The organism is Streptomyces flavovariabilis (assembly GCF_000725785.1).
GTDB classification, from domain to species: Bacteria; Actinomycetota; Actinomycetes; order Streptomycetales; family Streptomycetaceae; genus Streptomyces; species Streptomyces hawaiiensis.
This window is the reverse complement of record NZ_JNXD01000004.1, coordinates 167,425-186,265: the sequence shown is the minus strand read 5'-3', so window position 1 is coordinate 186,265 and position 18,841 is coordinate 167,425. Positions and strand designations below refer to the sequence as shown.

At 71.2% G+C, this 18,841-nt stretch carries 15 protein-coding genes and 1 pseudogene; 5 read left to right on the top strand and 11 right to left on the bottom strand.

The genetic code is table 11. The features are described from left to right. Window positions 1-24 precede the first annotated feature (24 nt). Complete coding sequence (locus IO24_RS0110015) at window positions 25-519, bottom strand: ATP-binding protein (protein ID WP_031134114.1); 495 nt, start codon at window positions 517-519, stop codon at window positions 25-27. Between the two features lie 225 nt (window positions 520-744). Beyond that, window positions 745-858 (bottom strand): annotated as a pseudogene (locus IO24_RS47535) (hypothetical protein); the annotation flags it as partial. Between the two features lie 249 nt (window positions 859-1,107). Here IO24_RS47535 and IO24_RS0110005 point away from each other — a divergent pair. The 4 genes from IO24_RS0110005 (at window position 1,108) to argG (ending at window position 7,625) form a co-directional block, all read left to right on the top strand. Beyond that, the gene (locus IO24_RS0110005; RefSeq protein ID WP_031134111.1) at window positions 1,108-2,916 is read left to right on the top strand and encodes a methylmalonyl-CoA mutase family protein; all 1,809 of its coding nucleotides are present in this window, start codon (window positions 1,108-1,110) and stop codon (window positions 2,914-2,916) included. Then, window positions 2,916-5,108, top strand: coding sequence for a methylmalonyl-CoA mutase (gene scpA, locus IO24_RS0110000; RefSeq protein WP_031134110.1), 2,193 nt, complete (start codon window positions 2,916-2,918; stop codon window positions 5,106-5,108). Before IO24_RS0110005 ends, scpA begins: the two co-directional genes overlap by 1 nt. Continuing rightward, complete coding sequence (gene meaB, locus IO24_RS0109995; RefSeq protein ID WP_031134108.1) at window positions 5,105-6,097, top strand: methylmalonyl Co-A mutase-associated GTPase MeaB; 993 nt, start codon at window positions 5,105-5,107, stop codon at window positions 6,095-6,097. Before scpA ends, meaB begins: the two co-directional genes overlap by 4 nt. Window positions 6,098-6,170: 73 nt before the next feature. Beyond that, window positions 6,171-7,625, top strand: coding sequence for an argininosuccinate synthase (argG, locus tag IO24_RS0109990; protein ID WP_031134106.1), 1,455 nt, complete (start codon window positions 6,171-6,173; stop codon window positions 7,623-7,625). Between the two features lie 71 nt (window positions 7,626-7,696). Here argG and pntB read toward each other — a convergent pair whose 3' ends face one another. Both pntB and IO24_RS0109980 read right to left on the bottom strand, forming a co-directional pair. Further along, complete coding sequence (pntB, locus tag IO24_RS0109985) at window positions 7,697-9,130, bottom strand: Re/Si-specific NAD(P)(+) transhydrogenase subunit beta (protein ID WP_031134104.1); 1,434 nt, start codon at window positions 9,128-9,130, stop codon at window positions 7,697-7,699. Window positions 9,131-9,135: 5 nt separating this feature from the next. After that, a complete protein-coding gene (locus IO24_RS0109980) occupies window positions 9,136-10,692 on the bottom strand; it encodes a Re/Si-specific NAD(P)(+) transhydrogenase subunit alpha (RefSeq protein WP_031134102.1) in 1,557 nt (518 codons plus the stop codon). A gap of 300 nt (window positions 10,693-10,992) precedes the next feature. Between IO24_RS0109980 and IO24_RS0109975 the strand changes: the two genes are divergently transcribed. Continuing rightward, window positions 10,993-12,522, top strand: a complete 1,530-nt coding sequence (locus IO24_RS0109975; RefSeq protein WP_037667701.1) for an MFS transporter — start codon at window positions 10,993-10,995, stop codon at window positions 12,520-12,522. Window positions 12,523-12,531: 9 nt separating this feature from the next. On the opposite strand, the gene IO24_RS0109970 is transcribed toward IO24_RS0109975, so the two are convergent. The 7 genes from IO24_RS0109970 to IO24_RS0109940 all read right to left on the bottom strand — a co-directional run bounded on the left by IO24_RS0109970 (window position 12,532) and on the right by IO24_RS0109940 (window position 18,630). Beyond that, window positions 12,532-12,984, bottom strand: a complete 453-nt coding sequence (locus IO24_RS0109970; protein WP_031134099.1) for a VOC family protein — start codon at window positions 12,982-12,984, stop codon at window positions 12,532-12,534. Window positions 12,985-13,048: 64 nt separating this feature from the next. Continuing rightward, on the bottom strand, window positions 13,049-13,216 hold the full coding sequence (locus IO24_RS45130) for an AraC family transcriptional regulator (protein ID WP_157851244.1): 168 nt from the start codon (window positions 13,214-13,216) through the stop codon (window positions 13,049-13,051). Beyond that, complete coding sequence (locus tag IO24_RS41970) at window positions 13,213-13,698, bottom strand: DUF6597 domain-containing transcriptional factor (protein WP_031134098.1); 486 nt, start codon at window positions 13,696-13,698, stop codon at window positions 13,213-13,215. The genes IO24_RS45130 and IO24_RS41970 overlap by 4 nt, the downstream gene beginning before the upstream one ends. 38 nt (window positions 13,699-13,736) lie before the next feature. After that, window positions 13,737-15,389: a glycoside hydrolase family 13 protein gene (locus tag IO24_RS0109955; RefSeq protein WP_031134096.1), complete on the bottom strand. Its 1,653-nt coding sequence runs from the start codon at window positions 15,387-15,389 to the stop codon at window positions 13,737-13,739. Window positions 15,390-15,419: 30 nt separating this feature from the next. Next, window positions 15,420-16,253 (bottom strand): carbohydrate ABC transporter permease, encoded by an 834-nt coding sequence (locus IO24_RS0109950; RefSeq protein WP_031134093.1) that lies wholly within the window; start codon window positions 16,251-16,253, stop codon window positions 15,420-15,422. Continuing rightward, window positions 16,250-17,311 (bottom strand): carbohydrate ABC transporter permease, encoded by a 1,062-nt coding sequence (locus tag IO24_RS0109945; RefSeq protein WP_031134091.1) that lies wholly within the window; start codon window positions 17,309-17,311, stop codon window positions 16,250-16,252. Before IO24_RS0109945 ends, IO24_RS0109950 begins: the two co-directional genes overlap by 4 nt. Window positions 17,312-17,322: 11 nt before the next feature. Further along, window positions 17,323-18,630: an ABC transporter substrate-binding protein gene (locus tag IO24_RS0109940; protein ID WP_031134089.1), complete on the bottom strand. Its 1,308-nt coding sequence runs from the start codon at window positions 18,628-18,630 to the stop codon at window positions 17,323-17,325. Between the last annotated feature and the right edge of the window lie 211 nt (window positions 18,631-18,841).

Genomic DNA, 18,841 nt, shown 5'->3' with positions numbered 1-18,841 from the left:
GGGACGGGTCCCGTCGGCCGGGCGTCAAGCGGCGGTGACGGCTGCGGCCTTCGCGCCGGGATCGTCGTCCGGGACGGGGCGCAGACAGGCGGTGATCTGCTTCCCGTGGCCGAGGGATGCGACGGAGACCTCGCTGCTGACCGCGTGCACCACGTGCATGCCGTGGCCGCCGAAGCGCTGCCCGTCGCGCTTCCTGACCACCGGCTGTTCGGTGGAGGTGTCCCACACCGTGATGGCCAGTCCGTCGCCGGACAGCTGAAGGATCATCCCGCAGGGGCCGGGAGCGTGCCGGATCGCGTTGGTGACCAGTTCGCTGACGACCAGTTCGGCGTCGATCGCCAGCGGGGCCGGCACGGGAGTGCGGCCGGTACACGGTACGTGCGCCAGGAACGCCTGCAGCGCCCGGCGCGCCTCGACAGCGCAAGCCGCGCCGTCGGCCCAGACCGCGCCGCAGCGCAGGGCGGCCTGCTCGTCCGCGCCCGGCTCATCTGCCGCCTGCTTCATAAGCGGGATGACCATATGGGAGCTCTTTCATTGTTGCTCGTGGTCCCTCAGTGACCTTTCGGTCGTTCACTTACCCCGGCGCGGACCACGCATACTGCCGGCAGCCCACCGTTGTGCTGTGCTCTGCGCCGCACGCGCGGAGCGGCGTTCCCCGCGCTGAGCCGTTCAGCTCTTCGCCACCAGGTCCTCGAGCGCGATGTTGAGCGCGAGGACGTTCACGCGGGGCTCCCCCGTGAAGCCCAGGGTGCGGCCCTGGGGCGTCTGGCCGGCCAGCGACGACAGCTGGGCCGCGTCGGCGAGGTCGGCCTCGCTCACGCCGTTCACCGGCACGAACCCGACGGCCTGCCGGTTGCCGCGAAACGGACGCTTCGAGGAAAGCGCCCGGACGGCCGGATCGGATCGTCCGTTGACGGGTCCCATACGGCGGTGGTCACGGCTTTGACGGGACCTTGACGGGCCCGGCCCCCGGCGGGCGGATCGGTCGCCGGCGCGGGCGGCGATCCGGGCCGTGACGGCGGGAGAGCGAGGTCACAGCCAGGGCGAGGGCAAGGTCACAGCCGCACCCTCTGCTGCTCGTTCGTGTCCGTGACCTAGCATCCGAGCATGACGGTCCTGCCTGACGACGGGCTTGAGCTGGCCGGCGAGTTCCCTGACGTGCCCCATGAGCAGTGGCAGCGCCTTGTGGCGGGTGTGCTGCGCAAATCGGGCAAGGACGTCGAGGGCGCCGAGGCCGAGGAAGCCCTGTCCACCGCGCTGGAGGACGGGTTGCGCACCCGCCCTCTCTACACCGCCCGCGACTCCGCGCCCGAGCCGGGTTTCCCCGGTTTCGCCCCCTTTGTACGCGGCGGCCGTGCCGAGGGGAACACGGTCGGCGGCTGGGACGTACGGCAACGGCACTCCGCGGCCGACCGTGACGCGGTGCTCGGGGACCTGGAGAACGGGGTCACCTCCCTCTGGCTGACGGTCGGGGAGGGCGGCATCGCGGTGCCGGACCTCCGCCGGGTCCTCGACGGCGTGTATCTCGATCTGGCGCCCGTCGTCCTCGACGCGGGGCGCGAGGCCGAGCCCGCCGCGCGGGAGTTGCTGCGGGTCTACGAGGAGCGGAGTGTCGCCCGGGACGCGGCGCGCGGCAATCTGGGCGCGGACCCGCTCGGGCACGAGGCCCGCACCGGGGAGCGGTGCGACACCGCGTCGGCCGCGGAGCTCGCACGGCTGTGCGCCGGAGGGTACCCGGGGCTGCGGGCGCTGACCGTGGACGCGCTGCCGTACCACGAGGCCGGCGGTTCGGCAGCCCAGGAGCTGGGCTGCTCGCTGGCCACCGGGGTGGCGTATCTGCGGGAGCTGACGGGGGCCGGGCTGGATGTCGAACAGGCCTCCGCGCAGCTGGAGTTCCGGTACGCGGCGACCGCCGACCAGTTCCTGACGATCGCCAAGCTGCGGGCCGCGCGCCGGCTGTGGGCCCGGGTGGCCGAGGTCTGCGGGGCACCGCGCGCGGGGGCGCAGCTCCAGCACGTCGTCACCTCGCCGGTGATGATGACGCGCCGCGACCCGTGGGTGAACATGCTGCGCACCACGATCGCCACGCTGGCCGCCGGTGCGGGCGGGGCCGACGCGGTCACCGTGCTGCCCTTCGACCACGCCCTGGGCCTGCCGGACGCGTTCGCGCGCCGGATCGCCCGCAACACCTCCACGATCCTCATCGAGGAGTCGCACCTGGCCCGGGTGACCGACCCGGCGGGCGGCTCCTGGTACGTGGAGCGGCTCACCGACGAACTCGCCCACGCGGGCTGGGAGTTCTTCCAGCGCATCGAGCGGCTCGGCGGCCAGGCGGCCGCCCTGCGTTCCGGGGATCTCGCGCGGGACCTGGCCGAGACCTGGCAGGCCCGCACCGGCAGGCTCGCCAAGCGGCGCGAACCCGTCACCGGCGTCAGCGAGTTCCCGTTCCTCGCGGAGAAGCCGGTCGTCCGTGCGGACGCACCCGAGCCGCGCTCCGGGGGGCTGCCGCGCGTACGCCGTGACGAGGCGTACGAGACGCTGCGCGCCCGCTCCGACGCCCATCTCGCCGCGACCGGCTCCCGGCCCCGGATCTACCTCGCCGCGCTCGGCCCGGCCGCCGCGCACACCGCACGCCTCACCTTCGCCTCCAACCTCTTCCAGGCGGGCGGCATCGAGCCGGTCACCGAGGGCACCTTCGCCGAGAGCGGTGCGCCGGAGGCCGTGCTGTGCTCCAGCGACGCCCTGTACGAGGAGCAGGCGGCGGCCCGGGCCGCGGAGCTCAAGGAGGCGGGAGCCTCGCACGTGTTCCTCGCCGGGCGGCCCGGGGAGTATCCCGGTGTCGACGCGTACGTCTTCGCGGGCTGCGACGCCGTGGCCGTGCTGTCCGCGACCCTCGACCGCATGGGAGTGTCCTGATGTCCGCCCCTTCCGGCCCGTCCGTCCCCGACTTCTCCGGGATCGAGCTGGGCACCCCGGCCCCCGACGGCGGCGCCGACGAGTGGCGTACGGCGGTGAAGAACGCGTCCGGCGGGGACGACCTGCTCTGGGAGACCCCGGAGGGCATCGCCGTCAAGCCGCTCTACACCGGCCGTGACCTGGAGGGCCTGGACTTCCTGGACACGTACCCGGGCGCGGCGCCGTTCCTGCGCGGCCCGTACCCGACGATGTACGCCAACCAGCCCTGGACCATCCGCCAGTACGCCGGGTTCTCGACGGCCGAGGAGTCCAACGCCTTCTACCGGCGCAACCTCGCTGCCGGGCAGAAGGGCCTGTCGGTCGCCTTCGACCTGCCCACGCACCGCGGCTACGACAGCGACCACCCGCGGGTGACCGGCGATGTCGGCATGGCGGGCGTGGCGATCGACTCGATCTACGACATGCGGCAGCTGTTCGACGGGATCCCGCTGGACAGGATGACGGTGTCGATGACGATGAACGGCGCCGTGCTGCCGGTGCTGGCGCTGTACATCGTGGCGGCGGAGGAGCAGGGCGTACCGCCCGAGAAGCTGGCCGGGACCATCCAGAACGACATCCTCAAGGAGTTCATGGTCCGCAACACCTACATCTATCCGCCGAAGCCGTCGATGCGGATCATCTCCGACATCTTCGCCTTCACCTCGCAGCGGATGCCCCGGTACAACTCCATCTCCATCTCCGGCTACCACATCCAGGAGGCGGGTGCGACGGCCGACCTGGAGCTGGCGTACACGCTCGCGGACGGCGTGGAGTACATCCGGGCGGGACGGGAAGCCGGCCTGGACGTGGACGCGTTCGCGCCGCGGCTGTCGTTCTTCTGGGCGATCGGCATGAACTTCTTCATGGAGGTCGCCAAGCTGCGGGCGGCGCGCCTGCTGTGGGCGAAGCTGGTGAGGCAGTTCGATCCGCAGAACGCCAAGTCGCTGTCCCTGCGCACCCACTCGCAGACCTCGGGCTGGTCGCTGACCGCGCAGGACGTCTTCAACAACGTGACCCGCACCTGCGTCGAGGCGATGGCGGCCACCCAGGGCCACACGCAGTCGCTGCACACCAACGCCCTGGACGAGGCGCTCGCGCTGCCCACGGACTTCTCGGCGCGCATCGCCCGCAACACGCAGCTGCTGCTCCAGCAGGAGTCCGGCACGACCCGCGTGATCGACCCGTGGGGCGGCAGCGCGTACGTGGAGAAGCTGACGTACGACCTCGCGCGGCGGGCCTGGCAGCACATCGAGGAGGTCGAGGCCGCGGGCGGCATGGCCAAGGCCATCGACGCGGGCATCCCCAAGCTGCGCATCGAGGAGGCCGCGGCCCGCACGCAGGCCCGGATCGACTCGGGCCGCCAGCCCGTCATCGGCGTCAACAAGTACCGGGTGGAGACCGACGAGCAGATCGACGTCCTGAAGGTCGACAACTCCTCCGTGCGGTCGCAGCAGATCGAGAAGCTGCGGCGGCTGCGCGCGGAGCGGGACGAGCGGGCCTGCCAGGACGCGCTGGACGCGCTGACCCGGGCCGCCGGCGGCGAGGGCAACCTGCTGGAGCTGGCGGTGCACGCGGCCCGCGCGAAGGCCACGGTCGGGGAGATCTCCGACGCCCTGGAGAAGGTGTACGGCCGGCACGCGAGCCAGATCCGTACGATCTCCGGTGTGTACCGCAACGAAGCAGGCGAGTCCCCGTCCGTGGACCGCACCCGCGCGCTGGTGGACGCCTTCGACGAGGCCGAGGGCCGCCGCCCGCGCATCCTGGTCGCGAAGATGGGCCAGGACGGCCACGACCGCGGCCAGAAGGTGATCGCCACCGCCTTCGCCGATCTCGGCTTCGACGTGGACGTCGGCCCGCTGTTCCAGACGCCCGCCGAGGTGGCCCGGCAGGCCGTCGAGGCGGACGTGCACATCGTCGGCGTCTCCTCGCTCGCGGCCGGTCACCTCACCCTCGTCCCGGCGCTGCGCGAGGCGCTGGCCGAGGAGGGGCGCGAGGACATCATGGTCGTGGTCGGCGGCGTGATCCCGCCGCAGGACGTGCCGACGCTGCTTCAGATGGGCGCGGCGGCCGTCTTCCCGCCCGGGACGGTGATCCCGGACGCGGCGTACGACCTGGTGAAGCGACTGTCGGACGGCCTCGGGCACGACCTGTGATCGATGTCGACGCGTATGTGAAGGGCGTGCTCGACGGGAAGCGGGCGGTCGTCGCCCGCGCGATCACACTCGTCGAGTCGACCCGGCCGCAGCACCGGGCGCTGGCCCAGGAGTTGCTGACCGCGCTGCTGCCGCACAGCGGCCGGGCCCGGCGGATCGGCGTCAGCGGGGTGCCGGGCGTGGGCAAGTCGACGTTCATCGACGCCTTCGGCACGCTGCTCACCTCGTTCGGGCACCGGGTGGCGGTGCTGGCCGTCGACCCGTCCTCCAGCCGTACGGGCGGTTCGATCCTGGGGGACAAGACCCGGATGGAGCGCCTGGCGGTGGACCCGGCGGCGTTCGTGCGCCCCTCCCCCACCGCGGGCACGCTGGGCGGGGTCGCCAAGGCCACCCGCGAGTCGATCGTGGTGATGGAGGCGGCCGGCTACGACGTGGTCCTGGTGGAGACGGTCGGTGTCGGCCAGTCCGAGACCGCGGTCGCGAACATGGTCGACTCCTTCCTGCTGCTCACCCTCGCCCGCACGGGCGACCAGCTCCAGGGCATCAAGAAGGGCGTGCTGGAGCTGGCCGACGTGATCGCCGTCAACAAGGCGGACGGCCCGCACGAGCGCGACGCCCGGGCCGCCGCGCGGGAGCTGTCGGGCGCGCTGCGGCTGATGCACGGCAAGGACGCGTTCTGGACGCCCCCGGTCCTGCATTGCAGTGCCCGGGAGTCGACCGGCCTGGACACCGTGTGGGAGCGCCTCGAACAGCACCGCGCGCTGCTGGACTCCACCGGCCGGCTCACCGCCAAGCGCCGCGACCAGCAGGTCGACTGGACCTGGACCATGGTCCGCGACGAACTCCTCGGCCGGCTCCACGCCGACCCGGCGGTGCGGGCTCTGGCACCCGTGCTGGAACAGCGGGTCCGGGAGGGCGAGCTGACCCCGACGCTGGCCGCCGAGCGGATCCTCGGCGCGCTCGGCGGCTCAGCGGCAGCGGATTCCTGAACCGGAAGCAACCGGAACGGCGATTTCGCATACCCGGCTTGCATGACTATGCAAAGTGATACATACTCTTTCTATGTCCAAGGTCCTCACCTCCCTGCCCGCCGGCGAGCGCGTCGGCATCGCCTTCTCGGGCGGTCTCGACACCTCCGTCGCGGTCGCGTGGATGCGCGACAAGGGCGCCGTCCCGTGCACCTACACCGCCGACATCGGCCAGTACGACGAGCCCGACATCGCCTCGGTGCCCGGCCGCGCCCAGACCTACGGGGCCGAGATCGCGCGTCTGGTCGACTGCCGTGCCGCGCTGGTCGAGGAGGGCCTGGCCGCGCTGACCTGCGGCGCGTTCCACATCCGCTCGGGCGGGCGGGCGTACTTCAACACCACCCCGCTCGGCCGCGCCGTCACCGGCACGCTCCTGGTCCGGGCGATGCTCGAGGACGACGTCCAGATCTGGGGCGACGGCTCGACGTTCAAGGGCAACGACATCGAGCGGTTCTACCGCTACGGCCTGCTCGCCAACCCGCACCTGCGGATCTACAAGCCCTGGCTGGACGCGGCGTTCGTGACCGAGCTCGGCGGCCGCAAGGAAATGTCGGAGTGGCTGCTCGCCCACGGCCTGCCCTACCGGGACAGCACGGAGAAGGCGTACTCCACGGACGCCAACATCTGGGGCGCCACCCACGAGGCCAAGACCCTGGAGCACCTGGACACCGGCGTCGAGACCGTCGAGCCGATCATGGGCGTGCGGTTCTGGGACCCGTCGGTCGAGATCGCCGCCGAGGACGTCACGATCGGCTTCGCCGAGGGCCGCCCGGTGACGGTCAACGGCAAGGAGTTCGCCTCCCCCGTCGACCTGGTCATGGAGGCCAACGCCATCGGCGGCCGGCACGGCCTGGGCATGTCGGACCAGATCGAGAACCGCATCATCGAGGCCAAGAGCCGCGGCATCTACGAGGCCCCGGGCATGGCCCTGCTGCACGCCGCCTACGAGCGGCTGGTCAACGCGATCCACAACGAGGACACCGTCGCCCAGTACCACACCGAGGGTCGGCGCCTCGGGCGGCTGATGTACGAGGGCCGCTGGCTGGACCCGCAGGCGCTGATGATCCGCGAGTCGCTCCAGCGCTGGGTCGGTGCCGCCGTCACCGGTGAGGTGACGCTGCGGCTGCGGCGCGGCGAGGACTACTCGATCCTCGACACCACGGGCCCGGCGTTCAGCTACCACCCGGACAAGCTGTCCATGGAGCGCACCGAGGACTCCGCGTTCGGCCCGGTCGACCGGATCGGCCAGCTCACCATGCGCAACCTCGACATCGCCGACTCCCGCGCCAAGCTGGAGCAGTACGCCGGCATGGGCCTGATCGGCACCGGCAGCCCCACCATCGGCGCCTCCCAGGCCGCCGCGACCGGGCTGATCGGCACCATGCCGGAGCTGCCGCAGGGCGGCGCCCAGGCCATCGCCTCCCGGGGCGAGGTCTCGGAGGAGGACGCCTGGCTGGACCGCGCGGCGATGGAGTCCGGCACGGACTGACCGCACGGGCGGGACACGAAAGGCCGGCTCGACGGTGTCGAGCCGGCCTTCGCGTTCGGTTGCCCGCTGGTTCAGCGTGACGTGCCGGCCATCTCCCGGACCGGTGCGTCCAGGGCGTCGAGGCCGCGCAGGATGTCCTCGACTCGCTGCCTGGCGTCGCCGAAGAGCATCTGGGTGTTCTCGCGGAAGAACAGCGGGTTCTGCACGCCCGCGTAGCCGGCGGCCATGGAGCGCTTGAAGACGATCACATGGGCCGACTCCCACACGTGCAGGACCGGCATCCCGGCGATCGGGCTGGACGGGTTGTCGGTCGCGGCCGGGTTGACCGTGTCGTTGGCGCCGATGACCAGGACGACCGAGGTGGCGGCGAAGTCGTCGTTGATCTCGTCCATCTCCAGGACGATGTCGTACGGCACGTTGGCCTCGGCGAGCAGCACGTTCATGTGCCCGGGCAGCCGGCCGGCGACGGGGTGGATGCCGAACCGCACCTCCACGCCCCGGTCGCGCAGCTTGCGCGCCAGTTCGGCGACCGGGTACTGGGCCTGGGCGACGGCCATGCCGTAGCCCGGCGTGATGATGACCGAGGTGGCGTCGCGGAGCAGTTCGGCGGTCTCCTCGGCGTTGATCTCCCGGTGCTCGCCCTGCTCGCCGTCGTCGGCGGCCGCCGCCGGGGTGCCGAACCCGCCCGCGATCACCGAGAGGAAGGAGCGGTTCATCGCCTTGCACATGATGTACGACAGGTAGGCGCCGGAGGAGCCGACCAGCGCGCCGGTGACGATGAGCAGGTTGTTGGAGAGCAGGAAGCCCGAGGCCGCGGCGGCCCAGCCGGAGTAGCTGTTGAGCATGGAGACGACCACCGGCATGTCACCGCCGCCGATGGAGGCGACCAGATGGGCGCCGAGGGCGAGCGCGATCACGGTGACGGCGATGAGCAGACCCATGTTGGGGCGTACGACGAACGCCACCGTCAGCCCGACGAACGCGACGAGCGCGCCGACGTTGAGGACGTGCTTGCCCGGCAGCGTGAGCGGGCGGGAGTTGATGCGGGCCGAGAGCTTCAGGTAGGCGACGACGGAACCCGTGAAGGTGACGGCGCCGATGAACACCCCGATGAACACCTCGGCGTGGTGGATGCCCAGCAGCGAACCGGAGAGCTCGGCGTCGACGTCCAGGTAGCCGTTCCAGCCGACGAACGCGGCGGCAAGGCCGACGAGGCTGTGCATGATGGCGATCAGCTCCGGCATGCCGGTCATCTCGACCACCCGGGCACGCCACAGGCCGATGCCCGCGCCGACGGCCGTGGCGACGGCGATCAGCACGAGCCCGGTCGCGGTGATGCTGCGGGAGGCGAGCCCGACCGTGGCGGCCAGGGCGACAACCATGCCCGCGATACCCCAGACGACTCCCGAACGGGACGTCTTGTGCTGGGAGAGGCCGGCGAGGCTGAGGATGAACAGCAGCGCGGCGACGACGTAAGCGGCCTGGGCGGCCGTGTCTGTGGTCATCTCGATCAGCCCTTCGAGAACATGCCGAGCATGCGGCGGGTGACGGCGAATCCGCCGAAGATGTTGATGCTCGCCAGCAGGATCGCGGCGAACGACAGCACGGTGACGGCGGTGTCCCCCTGCCCGATCTGCAGCAGCGCGCCGACCACGACGATGCCGGAGATGGCGTTGGTGACCGACATCAGCGGGGTGTGCAGCGCGTGGTGCACGTTGCCGATGACGTAGAAGCCGATGACGATCGCCAGGACGAACACCGTGAAGTGGCCGAGGAGTTCACTCGGTGAGAAGGCCGTCACCAGGAACAGCGCGAGTGCTCCGGCGGCGACCAGGGCGTACGAGGACCAAACCGGGCGGGAGGACCTCGCCGGTGCCTCGGAGGGGGTCGGTTCCGGCTCCTTCGCCCCGCCCGGGGCAGGTGCGGCGGACACCTGGACCGGGGGCGGCGGCCAGGTGTTCTCGCCCTCGCGGACCACGGTCATCGACCGCTGCACCACGTCGTCGAAGTCGAGGACGAGCCGGCCGTCCTTGCCCGGGGTGAGCAGCTTCATCAGGTTGACGATGTTCGTGCCGTACAGCTGCGAGGCCTGGGCGGGGAGCCGGCCGGGCAGATCCGTGTAGCCGATGATCGTCACGTCGTTGTCGGTGACGACTGCCTTCCCGGCGACCGTGCCCTCGACGTTGCCGCCCTGGGCCGCGGCCATGTCGACGATCACGCTGCCGGGCTTCATGCGCGCGACGTCCTCGGCGGTGATCAGCCGCGGCGCGGGGCGGCCGGGGATGAGCGCGGTGGTGATGATGATGTCGACGTCGGCGGCCTGCTCGGCGTAGAGCCGCGCGGCGAGCCGGTTGTAGTCCTCGGAGGTGGCCTTGGCGTAGCCGTCGGTGCTCACCTCCTGCTCGGCGGTCACCGTGAGGAACTCCCCGCCCAGGGAGCGCACCTGCTCGGCGACTTCGGGACGGGGGTCGGTGGCGCGGACCACGGCGCCGAGGCTGCGGGCCGCGCCGACCGCCGCGAGCCCGGCCACCCCGGCCCCGGCCACCAGCACCTTGGCGGGCGGCACCTTGCCGGCGGCGGTCACCTGGCCGGTGAAGAAACGGCCGAAGGCGTGCGCCGCCTCGACCACGGCCCGGTAGCCGGCGATGTTCGCCATCGAGCTGAGTACGTCCAGGGACTGGGCGCGTGAGATGCGCGGGACGGCGTCCATGGCGAGCACGGTGATCGGCCGCCGTGCCAGTTCCTCGACGAGTTCGGGGTTGAGGGCGGGGCTGATCAGCGCGATCAGCGTCGCCCCGTCGGGCAGCCGGCCGATCTCCTCGCTGGAGGGCGCGTTGACCTTGAGCAGGATCTCCGCCTGCCACGGGTCGCCGAGCCGGGCTCCCGCCTCCTCGTACGCCGCGTCGGAGAAGCGGGACGAGGCTCCCGCTCCCGGTTCGACCACCACGTCGTACCCGAGCGCGACAAGTCTCCCCACGGTGGCAGGCGTGGCCGCCACCCTGGTCTCGCCCGCAGTGGATTCGGCCGGTATGCCGATCCGCTGGGGTTGCGGTTCCGCTGGGACCATCGTCTGCCTCTCCCGTCGTTCGACTGCCTGTCCTCCTTGGTGCCCGCATCCTGCACGTTCGACGCGGCATCCGTGGCGGGCCGTGGTCACATGGCCGAGGAGGCTGTCCTCACACCGCCCAGGGGTTGCCAGGAGAGCGTTTCGGGGGTATCCGTGTGACGCCCGGGGCGGAAGGAGTCCTGTGATGCGACCCGGCACGGCCGGGCGCAGACTGATGGCGTGAGCAGCACGCGCCCGGGGCGCGGCGACGCCGCGACCCCCTCCAGATCCGCACCGCAGCAGACCGTCGCGCTGGCGGCGATGATGTTCGCCGTCGCCATGACCTTCATCGACCAGACCATCGTGTCGATCGCGGCTCCGGACATCGTCCGCGAACTGGGTCTGTCGTCCTCCGGCATGCAGTGGGTGGTCAACGCCTACCTGCTGGCCCTCGCGGCGTTCTTCGCCCTCGGCGGCCGTCTCGCGGACCTCTACGGGCCGCGCCGGATCGTCGTGATCGGCACGCTGGTGTTCGTCGTCTCGTCGGTGCTGTGCGGCTGTGTTCCCGAGGGCGGCGCCGCACAGGCCTGGCTGATCCTCTTCCGCGGCACCCAGGGGCTGGGAGCGGCGCTGCTGTTCCCCGCTGCCCTGGCCGTGGTGGTGGCGGTGTTCCCGGTGGAGCGGCGCGGGCGTGCCCTCGCCCTGTTCTTCGGGGTCACCGGCGCGCTGACTGCCGTCGGCCCGCTGCTGGGCGGCTGGCTCACGAACTGGACGTGGCGCGCGGTGTTCTGGGTCAACGTCCCGGTGGCGATCGTGGCGCTGGTCCTCACGGCGCTGGCCCATATCTCCGACCGGCGGCGGTCCGGCACTCTGGACGTGCCGGGAGCCGCCCTGATCGCGGCCGGCATGGGCCTGAGCGTCCTCGGCTTCCAGCAGGCCTGGTCCTGGGGCTGGGACAGCTGGGCGACCTGGGTGTGCATCGCGGGCGGCCTCGCGATACTCGCCGGGTTCGTCCGCTTCGAGCGGCAGGCGGAGCATCCGCTGATCGACCTGCGGGTCTTCCGGGACAAGGCGTTCACCATGGACGCGGCGGTGCTGTTCTTCTCGATGCTCGCCTTCGTCCCGCTGTTCTTCTTCACCTCCGTGTACGCCCAGGTGTCCCTGAGCGCCTCGCCGAACCAGGCGGCGCTGTTCCTGCTGTACTTCTTCGTGGGCTTCGCCATCGCCTCGCAGTGGGGCGGCCGGATCCTCGACAAGAAGGGCGCCCGTCCGGCGCTGAAGCTGGGCACGGCCGTGGGCTGCGTCGGCTTCGCCCTGTGGGCGAACAAGCTCACCGACCTGTCCATGCACGATCAGTGGCCCTACGCGGCCCTGGCCGGGGCCGGCATCGGCTTCGTCCTGGCACCGGCCTCCACGGACGCCGTCAACCGGGCCATCGGCGCCTCGTACGGCGAGGTCACGGGCATCACCCAGACGGTGCGCAACTACGCGGCGAGCGTGGGGCTGGCCGTCTACGGCACGATCCTCACCCATGTCACGACCGACAACGTGGTGGGCACCCTGACGTCCCGGGGCATGTCCGCCGCCGACGCGAACACCGTGGCCCGCGACGTCACCGAGTCGATCACCGGCAGCGGCGACTCCCGGCCGCCCACCGGCACCGGCCCCGCCGCGGAGGCGACCCGGGAGTCGATGTCCGCGATCCGCATGGACTTCGCCGAGGCCAACCAGTGGGTGTTCTACGGGATGGCCATCGCCCTGGGCATCGGCTACCTGTGCGCCCTGCGGCACCCGGGCGGCAAGGTGGACGCGAAGGCCGAGGTGGCGGAACCCGCCGGGCGGGCCCGCTGACGCCGCCCGTCAGGTGAACGACTCGTTCGTACGCGCCTGGATCTGTTCCGGCGTCAGGTCCTCGATCGTCTGGGAGATCATCCAGAGATGGCCGAACGGGTCGGCGAGGCGGCCCCCGCGCTGCCCGTAGTGCTGGTCGGCTACGGGGTACACCACCGTCGCCCCGTCCCTCACCATGGCCTCGGCCACGGCATCGGCGTCGGACACGTCGAGTGCCATGATCACCGGGCTGCCGCCGAGGGACGTCGGTGCCGGGTCTGCGGGGTCGGCGTCCTTGACCGCGATCGCGGCCCCGCCGAGGCGCAGCATGGCGTGCACGATCGTCCCGTCCGGGCCGGTGTACCGCTCGGTCTCCTCGGCGCCGAGCGCGTCCCGGTAGAAGTCGATGGCCCGGGCCGCGTCGGAGACCACGAGGCGTGCGTAGAGGCGGGTGACGGCGGGTTCGCCGGTTGCGTTCGTCATTCCTTCACGATCGCGGGTCCCGGGGCGCGTGGATTGTAGAAAACCGTCGGCCGGGCGGGGTCCGTCACCCACCGAGCGGAACGTGGTTGCGTTCGAGCCGCGAGCGCGGCGCGTACGCGGTCGGGGTGATCCCGGCGAGGGCGCGGAACTCGTGGATCAGATGGGCCTGGTCGTGGTAGCCGCAGTCCGCGGCGAGGGCCGCCCAGTCCGGCGCCCCGTGCCCTGTGTTCATGCCTCCAGCTCCCGCAGCCCGGCCGCCGGGCCACCGGCGGCCATGGCCGCCAGCAGCCGCTCGCGCAGCACCGCGCCGTCCGTTCCCCACAGCTCGTCGAGTCCGACCAGCGCGTCGCGGACCGCGCAGACCGGGGCGGCGAGGAAGGGGCGGGCTCCGCCGGGCCGGAACGCCACCCAGACGACGGCCCGCTGCTGCGCCGGGTCGATCAGGGCCGGCTCCGTGTACGGCCCGTGCACCGCCGCGCCCCGGGTACGCCGGTCCGCTCCCCTCAGCGGGGAGGAGGACAGGGCGTCCCCGTCGAGGTTCACCAGCAGTTGTGCCGCGCCGGTCGGCAGGGCGAGCTCGGCGGAGTGCGCGAACCGCCCCTCCGCGTAGCCCATCGCGCCGATCAGCGGCACCAGGGCGCCCGCCGACGGCCGGACCGTGAGCGAGACCGGTGTCCGCTCCGCCGGACGAGCGGTACGAGCAGTACGCGCCATGGCTCCAGCGTACGGCCGGGCGGCGCGGCCACCGGCGTCTACACCGTCAGCCACACCGCCTGGTCCGGCCCCAGCACACCGCCCTCGACCGGGCCGCTGGCCACCAGGAGCGCGGAGTGTCCGGGCAGCTCGTACGGCTCGGCGGAGAGGTTGACGACGCAGACGAAGCCCGGCTCCCGGCTGAAGGACAGCACCCCCTCGGGAGCGTCCCGCCAGGTCATGGTGCCGTCGCCGAGGGCGGGGTGGGCACGGCGGACGCGCAGGGCCGTGCGGTAGAGCTCCAGCATGGCGGCCGGGTCTCCGCTCTGGGCTTCGACGCTGAGGCCGGCCCAGTCGTCCGGTTGCGGCAGCCAGGGCCGGGCGCCGGTGCCGAAACCGTAGGGGGCCGTCCCGCCGCTCCAGGGGATGGGGACGCGGCAGCCGTCCCGGCCCCGGTCGGTGTGGCCGGAGCGTTCCCAGATCGGGTCCTGGAGGGCGGATTCCGGCAGGTCCTCGACCTCGGGCAGGCCCAGTTCCTCGCCCTGGTAGACGTAGGCACCGCCGGGCAGGGCGAGCATCAGCAGGGCGGCGGCCCGGGCACGCCGGGTGCCCAGGGCGAGGTCGAGGGGCCCTTCGGGTTCGTAGCGCGCGTCGACCGTCCAGCTCCGGGCGGGCGTACGGCCGAAGCGGCTGGGATGGCGCATGACGTCGTGGTTGGAGAGCACCCAGGTGGCCGGTGCGCCCACCGCGCCGAGCATCGCGAGGGAGTCGTCGACGACCGCCCGCAGGTCCTTGGCGTCCCAACCACACATGAGGAAGTCGAAGTTGAAGGCGGTGTGCAGGCCGTCCGCCCGGACGTAGGCCGCCAGACGCCCGGGGGTGTCCGCCCAGGCCTCGGCGACGAAGGAGCGGTCGCCGGGGAACTCGTCGGCGACCTTGCGCCAGGCCCGGTATATCTCGTGCACCTCGTCGCGGTCCCAGTGCGGATGGTCGAGGTGCGGGCGGATCTCGTCCCGGCGGGTGAGCGGGCCCGCCACCGCCGGTTCCGCGCGCGGGGGCAGGTCGGGCAGTTCCGGGTGCTTGATCAGCCCGTGGGCGACGTCGATACGGAAACCGTCCACGCCCCGGCTGAACCAGAACCGCAGGATCGACTCGAACTCCGCCCGTACCTCGGGGTGTTGCCAGTTCAGGTCGGGCTGCTCGGGTGCGAAGAGGTGCAGGTACCAGTCGCCGTCGGGCAGCCGGGTCCAGGCGGGGCCGCCGAAACAGGACACCCAGTCGTTCGGGGGCTCCGACCCGCCGGGTCCGCGACCGGGACGGAAGACGTAACGCTCACGCTCCGGACTGCCCGGGGCGGCCTGCAACGCCGCCCGGAACCAGGCGTGCTGGTCGGAGGTGTGGTTCGGGACGATGTCGGGGATCACCCGGATCCCGTGCGCGTGCGCCTCCTCGATGAGCCGCTCGGCGTCGGTGAGCGTCCCGAACAGCGGGTCGATGTCCCGGAAGTCGGCCACGTCGTAGCCGTGGTCGGCCATGGGCGACTTGTACCAGGGGTTGATCCAGATGGCGTCCACGCCCAGCGACTTCAGATACGGCAGGCGCGTGCGGAGGCCGGCGATGTCGCCGATCCCGTCGCCGTCGCCGTCGGCGAAACTGCGGATGTAGACCTGGTAGATGACGGCACTGCGCCACCAGGGTGCGGTGAGGGACACAGCGGACCTCGCTCCTTGGGTGTCACGTGTCTACTTGGCCGCGCCGGCGGTGAGTCCGGCGACGATACGGCGCTGGAAGAGCAGCACCATGACCACCAGCGGAATGGTCACGACGATTCCCGCGGCCATCTGGCTGCCGAAGGGCGTCTGGTAGGTCGTGGCGCCGGAGAACTTGGAGATGGCGACCGTGGCGGTCTGCATGCCGGGCTTGTTGGTCATCGACAGGGCGATGAGGAACTCGTTCCATGCGGCGATGAACGTGATGATCGCGGTGGTGAACATGCCCGGCGCCGCCAGCGGCACGATGACCTTGCGGAAGGCCTGGCCGCGGGTGCAGCCGTCCACCATCGCGGCCTGCTCCAGCTCGTCCGGCATCTGCCGGAAGAACGTGGTCAGATTCCACACCGCCAGCGGCAGCGTGAAGGACATGCTGGGCACGATCATCGACTGGTAGGTGTTGATCCAGCCGATGTCCGTGAACAGCTTCAGCAGCGGCACCACGATCGACACCACCGGGAACATCGACGTGGCGATGATCAGGGTCAGGATCAGCCGTTTGAAGCGGAACTCCAGCCGGGCCATCGCGTACGCGGTGAACGTGGCGAGGAGCAGCGACAGCGCGGTGGTGGCGCCCGCGACGATCAGGCTGTTGAGCAGCGCCTTGGTGAAGCCTTGCGCCGGGCCGAACACGGAGCGGTAGTTCGCGAAGGACAGCGGGGAGGGGAACAGGGACGTGCTGAAGATGTCGTTGGTGCTGCGGAGGCTGGAGACCAGCATCCAGTAGAACGGGGCCAGGCAGTAGGCCACCACCAGGGCGATGCCGAGATACGGCAGCCACTGCCGCCACTTGGCCGTGAGGGTCATGCCGTCACCTCCCGCACGCGGCGGCGCGGCACCCCGGCGCGGCGGCTCCCGCTCTTCCTCGTGCCGCCCGCGTCCCCGATGAGGTCGGCGCCGAGCAGCCGCACGAAGGCGAGCGCGATGAGGAAGACGTAGAGGAAGAGGAGGACCGCGTAGGCGGAGGCCGGGCCGAAGCGGACGTTGGACGCCTCGTTCTGGGCGAGCATCGACAGGGTCTCCACGGAGCCCTTCTGGGCGCCGATGAGGATGTAGGGCAGGTCGAACATGCGCAGCGCGTCGAGGCAGCGGAACAGCACCGCCACCAGCAGGGCCGGCTTCACCAGGGGCAGGGTGATGCGCCGGAACTGCTGGAAGGCGTTCGCCCCGTCGAGCCGGGCCGCCTCGTAGACCTCCTTGGGGATGACCTGCAGGCCTGCAAGGACGAGGAGCCCGATGAAAGGGGCGGTCTTCCACACGTCGGCGATGACGACCGCGACCTTGGCGGAGAAGCCGTCGGCGGTCCACAGCACCTGGTGTCCGAGAAGGACGTTGGCGATGCCGTCGGCGTTGAAGATCCACTTCCAGAGCAGTCCGGAGATGGCCGTGGGGATCGCCCAGGGCACCAGGATGCTCGCCCGGACCAGGCCGCGGCCCCGGAACGCCCGGTGCATGATCAGCGCCATGGCCACGCCGATCAGCGTCTCCAGGGACACCGTGACGACGGTGAAGAAGGTGGTGTTCCAGAAGGCGTTCCAGAAGCGGTCCCCGGCCTGGGCGAAGATGCCGGTGTAGTTCTTCAGCCCGACGAACGGCTCGGTGTCGCTGATGAACCCGGTCCTGGGGTCCAGGCCCTTGACCCCGTACAGGGACTCGTCGAGCGCCATGAGCGTCGGGTAGAGGACGACGATCGTGAGGACCAGCAGGGTCGGGGAGACCAGGAGCGCGGCGAGGCGGCCCGTGCCGGCGGTGGCCCGGGAGCGGCGTCGCGGGCTCGCGGACGCGGGGGGCCGCCCGGGGCGGCGGGCGGCCGCCGTCCCGGGCCGGTGCGCGGTGGTGCCGGGCGGGATCGCGGTGTCGGCCATGAGCCACGCCCTCACTGAGCCGTCAGCTTCTGCAGGTCCGACTGGAGGTCCTTCAGCGCCTGTGCGCTGCTCTTCTTGCCGGTGAGGGCCGGGTAGACCTCGTTCTGGATCGCGGCGGTCACATCGCCGTACTGCACGACGCGGGGGCGTGGCACGGCCTTGGTGATGGACTGCTTCAGGTCGGGCAGGTACGGGAACTGCTTGTCCAGCGCGGCGTTGTCGTACAGGTCCGCGTACGGCGAGGCGAGGGAGGCGTTCTTCAGGAAGTAGGTGGAGCTCTCCTCGCTGGTGAAGAACTTCATGAAGTCCAGCGCGGTGGCCTTGTTCTTGGCGAAGGACGACAGGGCCAGGTTGGCGCCGCCGAGGCTGGAGGCGCCGGGGCCGTTCAGGCCGGGCAGGGGTGCGACGGCGAACTTGCCCTTGATGGCGCTCTTCTGGGCCAGGGAGTACACGTAGGGCCAGTTGTTCAGGAAGACCAGCTTGCCGGACTGGAAGGCCTGCCGGCCGTCCTCCTCCTGGTAGGTGATGGCCTCCTTGGGGATCGTCCCGTCCTTGAAGGACTTGACCAGGAAGTCCAGGCCTTTCTTCGCCTGCGGGGTGTCGACGTCCGGCTTGCCGTCGGCGTCGACGATGCGGCCGCCGGCGGAGTTCACGGCCTCGGCGAAGTTCACGGTGAGGCCTTCGTACTTCTGGAACTGCCCGGCGTAGCAGGACATGCTCTTCGCCTCGGGGAGCTTCTCCACCTTGGCGCAGTCGGCGGTCATCTGGGCCCAGGTGGTGGGGGGCTGGGTGATGCCGGCCTTCTTGAGCAGGTCGGTGCGGTAGAACAGCAGGCCGCCGTTGGAGCTGGCGGGGACCGCGTACAGCCTGCCGCGGTACTGGCCGGTCGCCACGACCGGCTTGAGCATCCTGCCGAGCGGGAACCGGCTCGCGGGCAGCGGTTCGATCCACTGGTGGGCGGCGAACTCCGACGTCCACACGACGTCGGTGGCGAGCACCGTGTAGGCGTCGGACTTCGTCTCCGCGTTCTGGATCATCTGCTGGCGCTGTGAGTCGGCGTCCGTCGGCAGCTGGATGAAGGTGACCTTCTCCTTGGGGTGCGCCTTGTTCCAGCGGTCGATGACGGTCTGGACGGTGCCGGTGGTGTCCTTGCCCGCGACGTAGGTGATGGGGCCGCGGCCCTTGAACGTGGCCGTCGCGGCCTGCGCCGACCCGCCCGAGCCGCCGCTGCCGCCGGACGAGCCGCAGGCGGTGAGGAGGAGTCCGGCGGCGGCGAGCGCTGCGGAACACTGAATCGCTCTGGCGGTGCTGCTCTTCACTGTCTCTCCTGGTCTGACGAACCGAAGTCGTGACTGTTCCCCCGGAATGGCTTTGGTCATGAGATTGCGTTGCCACGGCATTCCACTGCTAAAAACAGCAGGTCACAGCGGGTAAGGGGCGTCCCTCCGGGGCGACTTCGAAGCTGTCGAGACAACGTTTGCACGCTAGGAGCGCGCCAACGGGAAGTCAATGCGCGCCGACGTCGTAAAA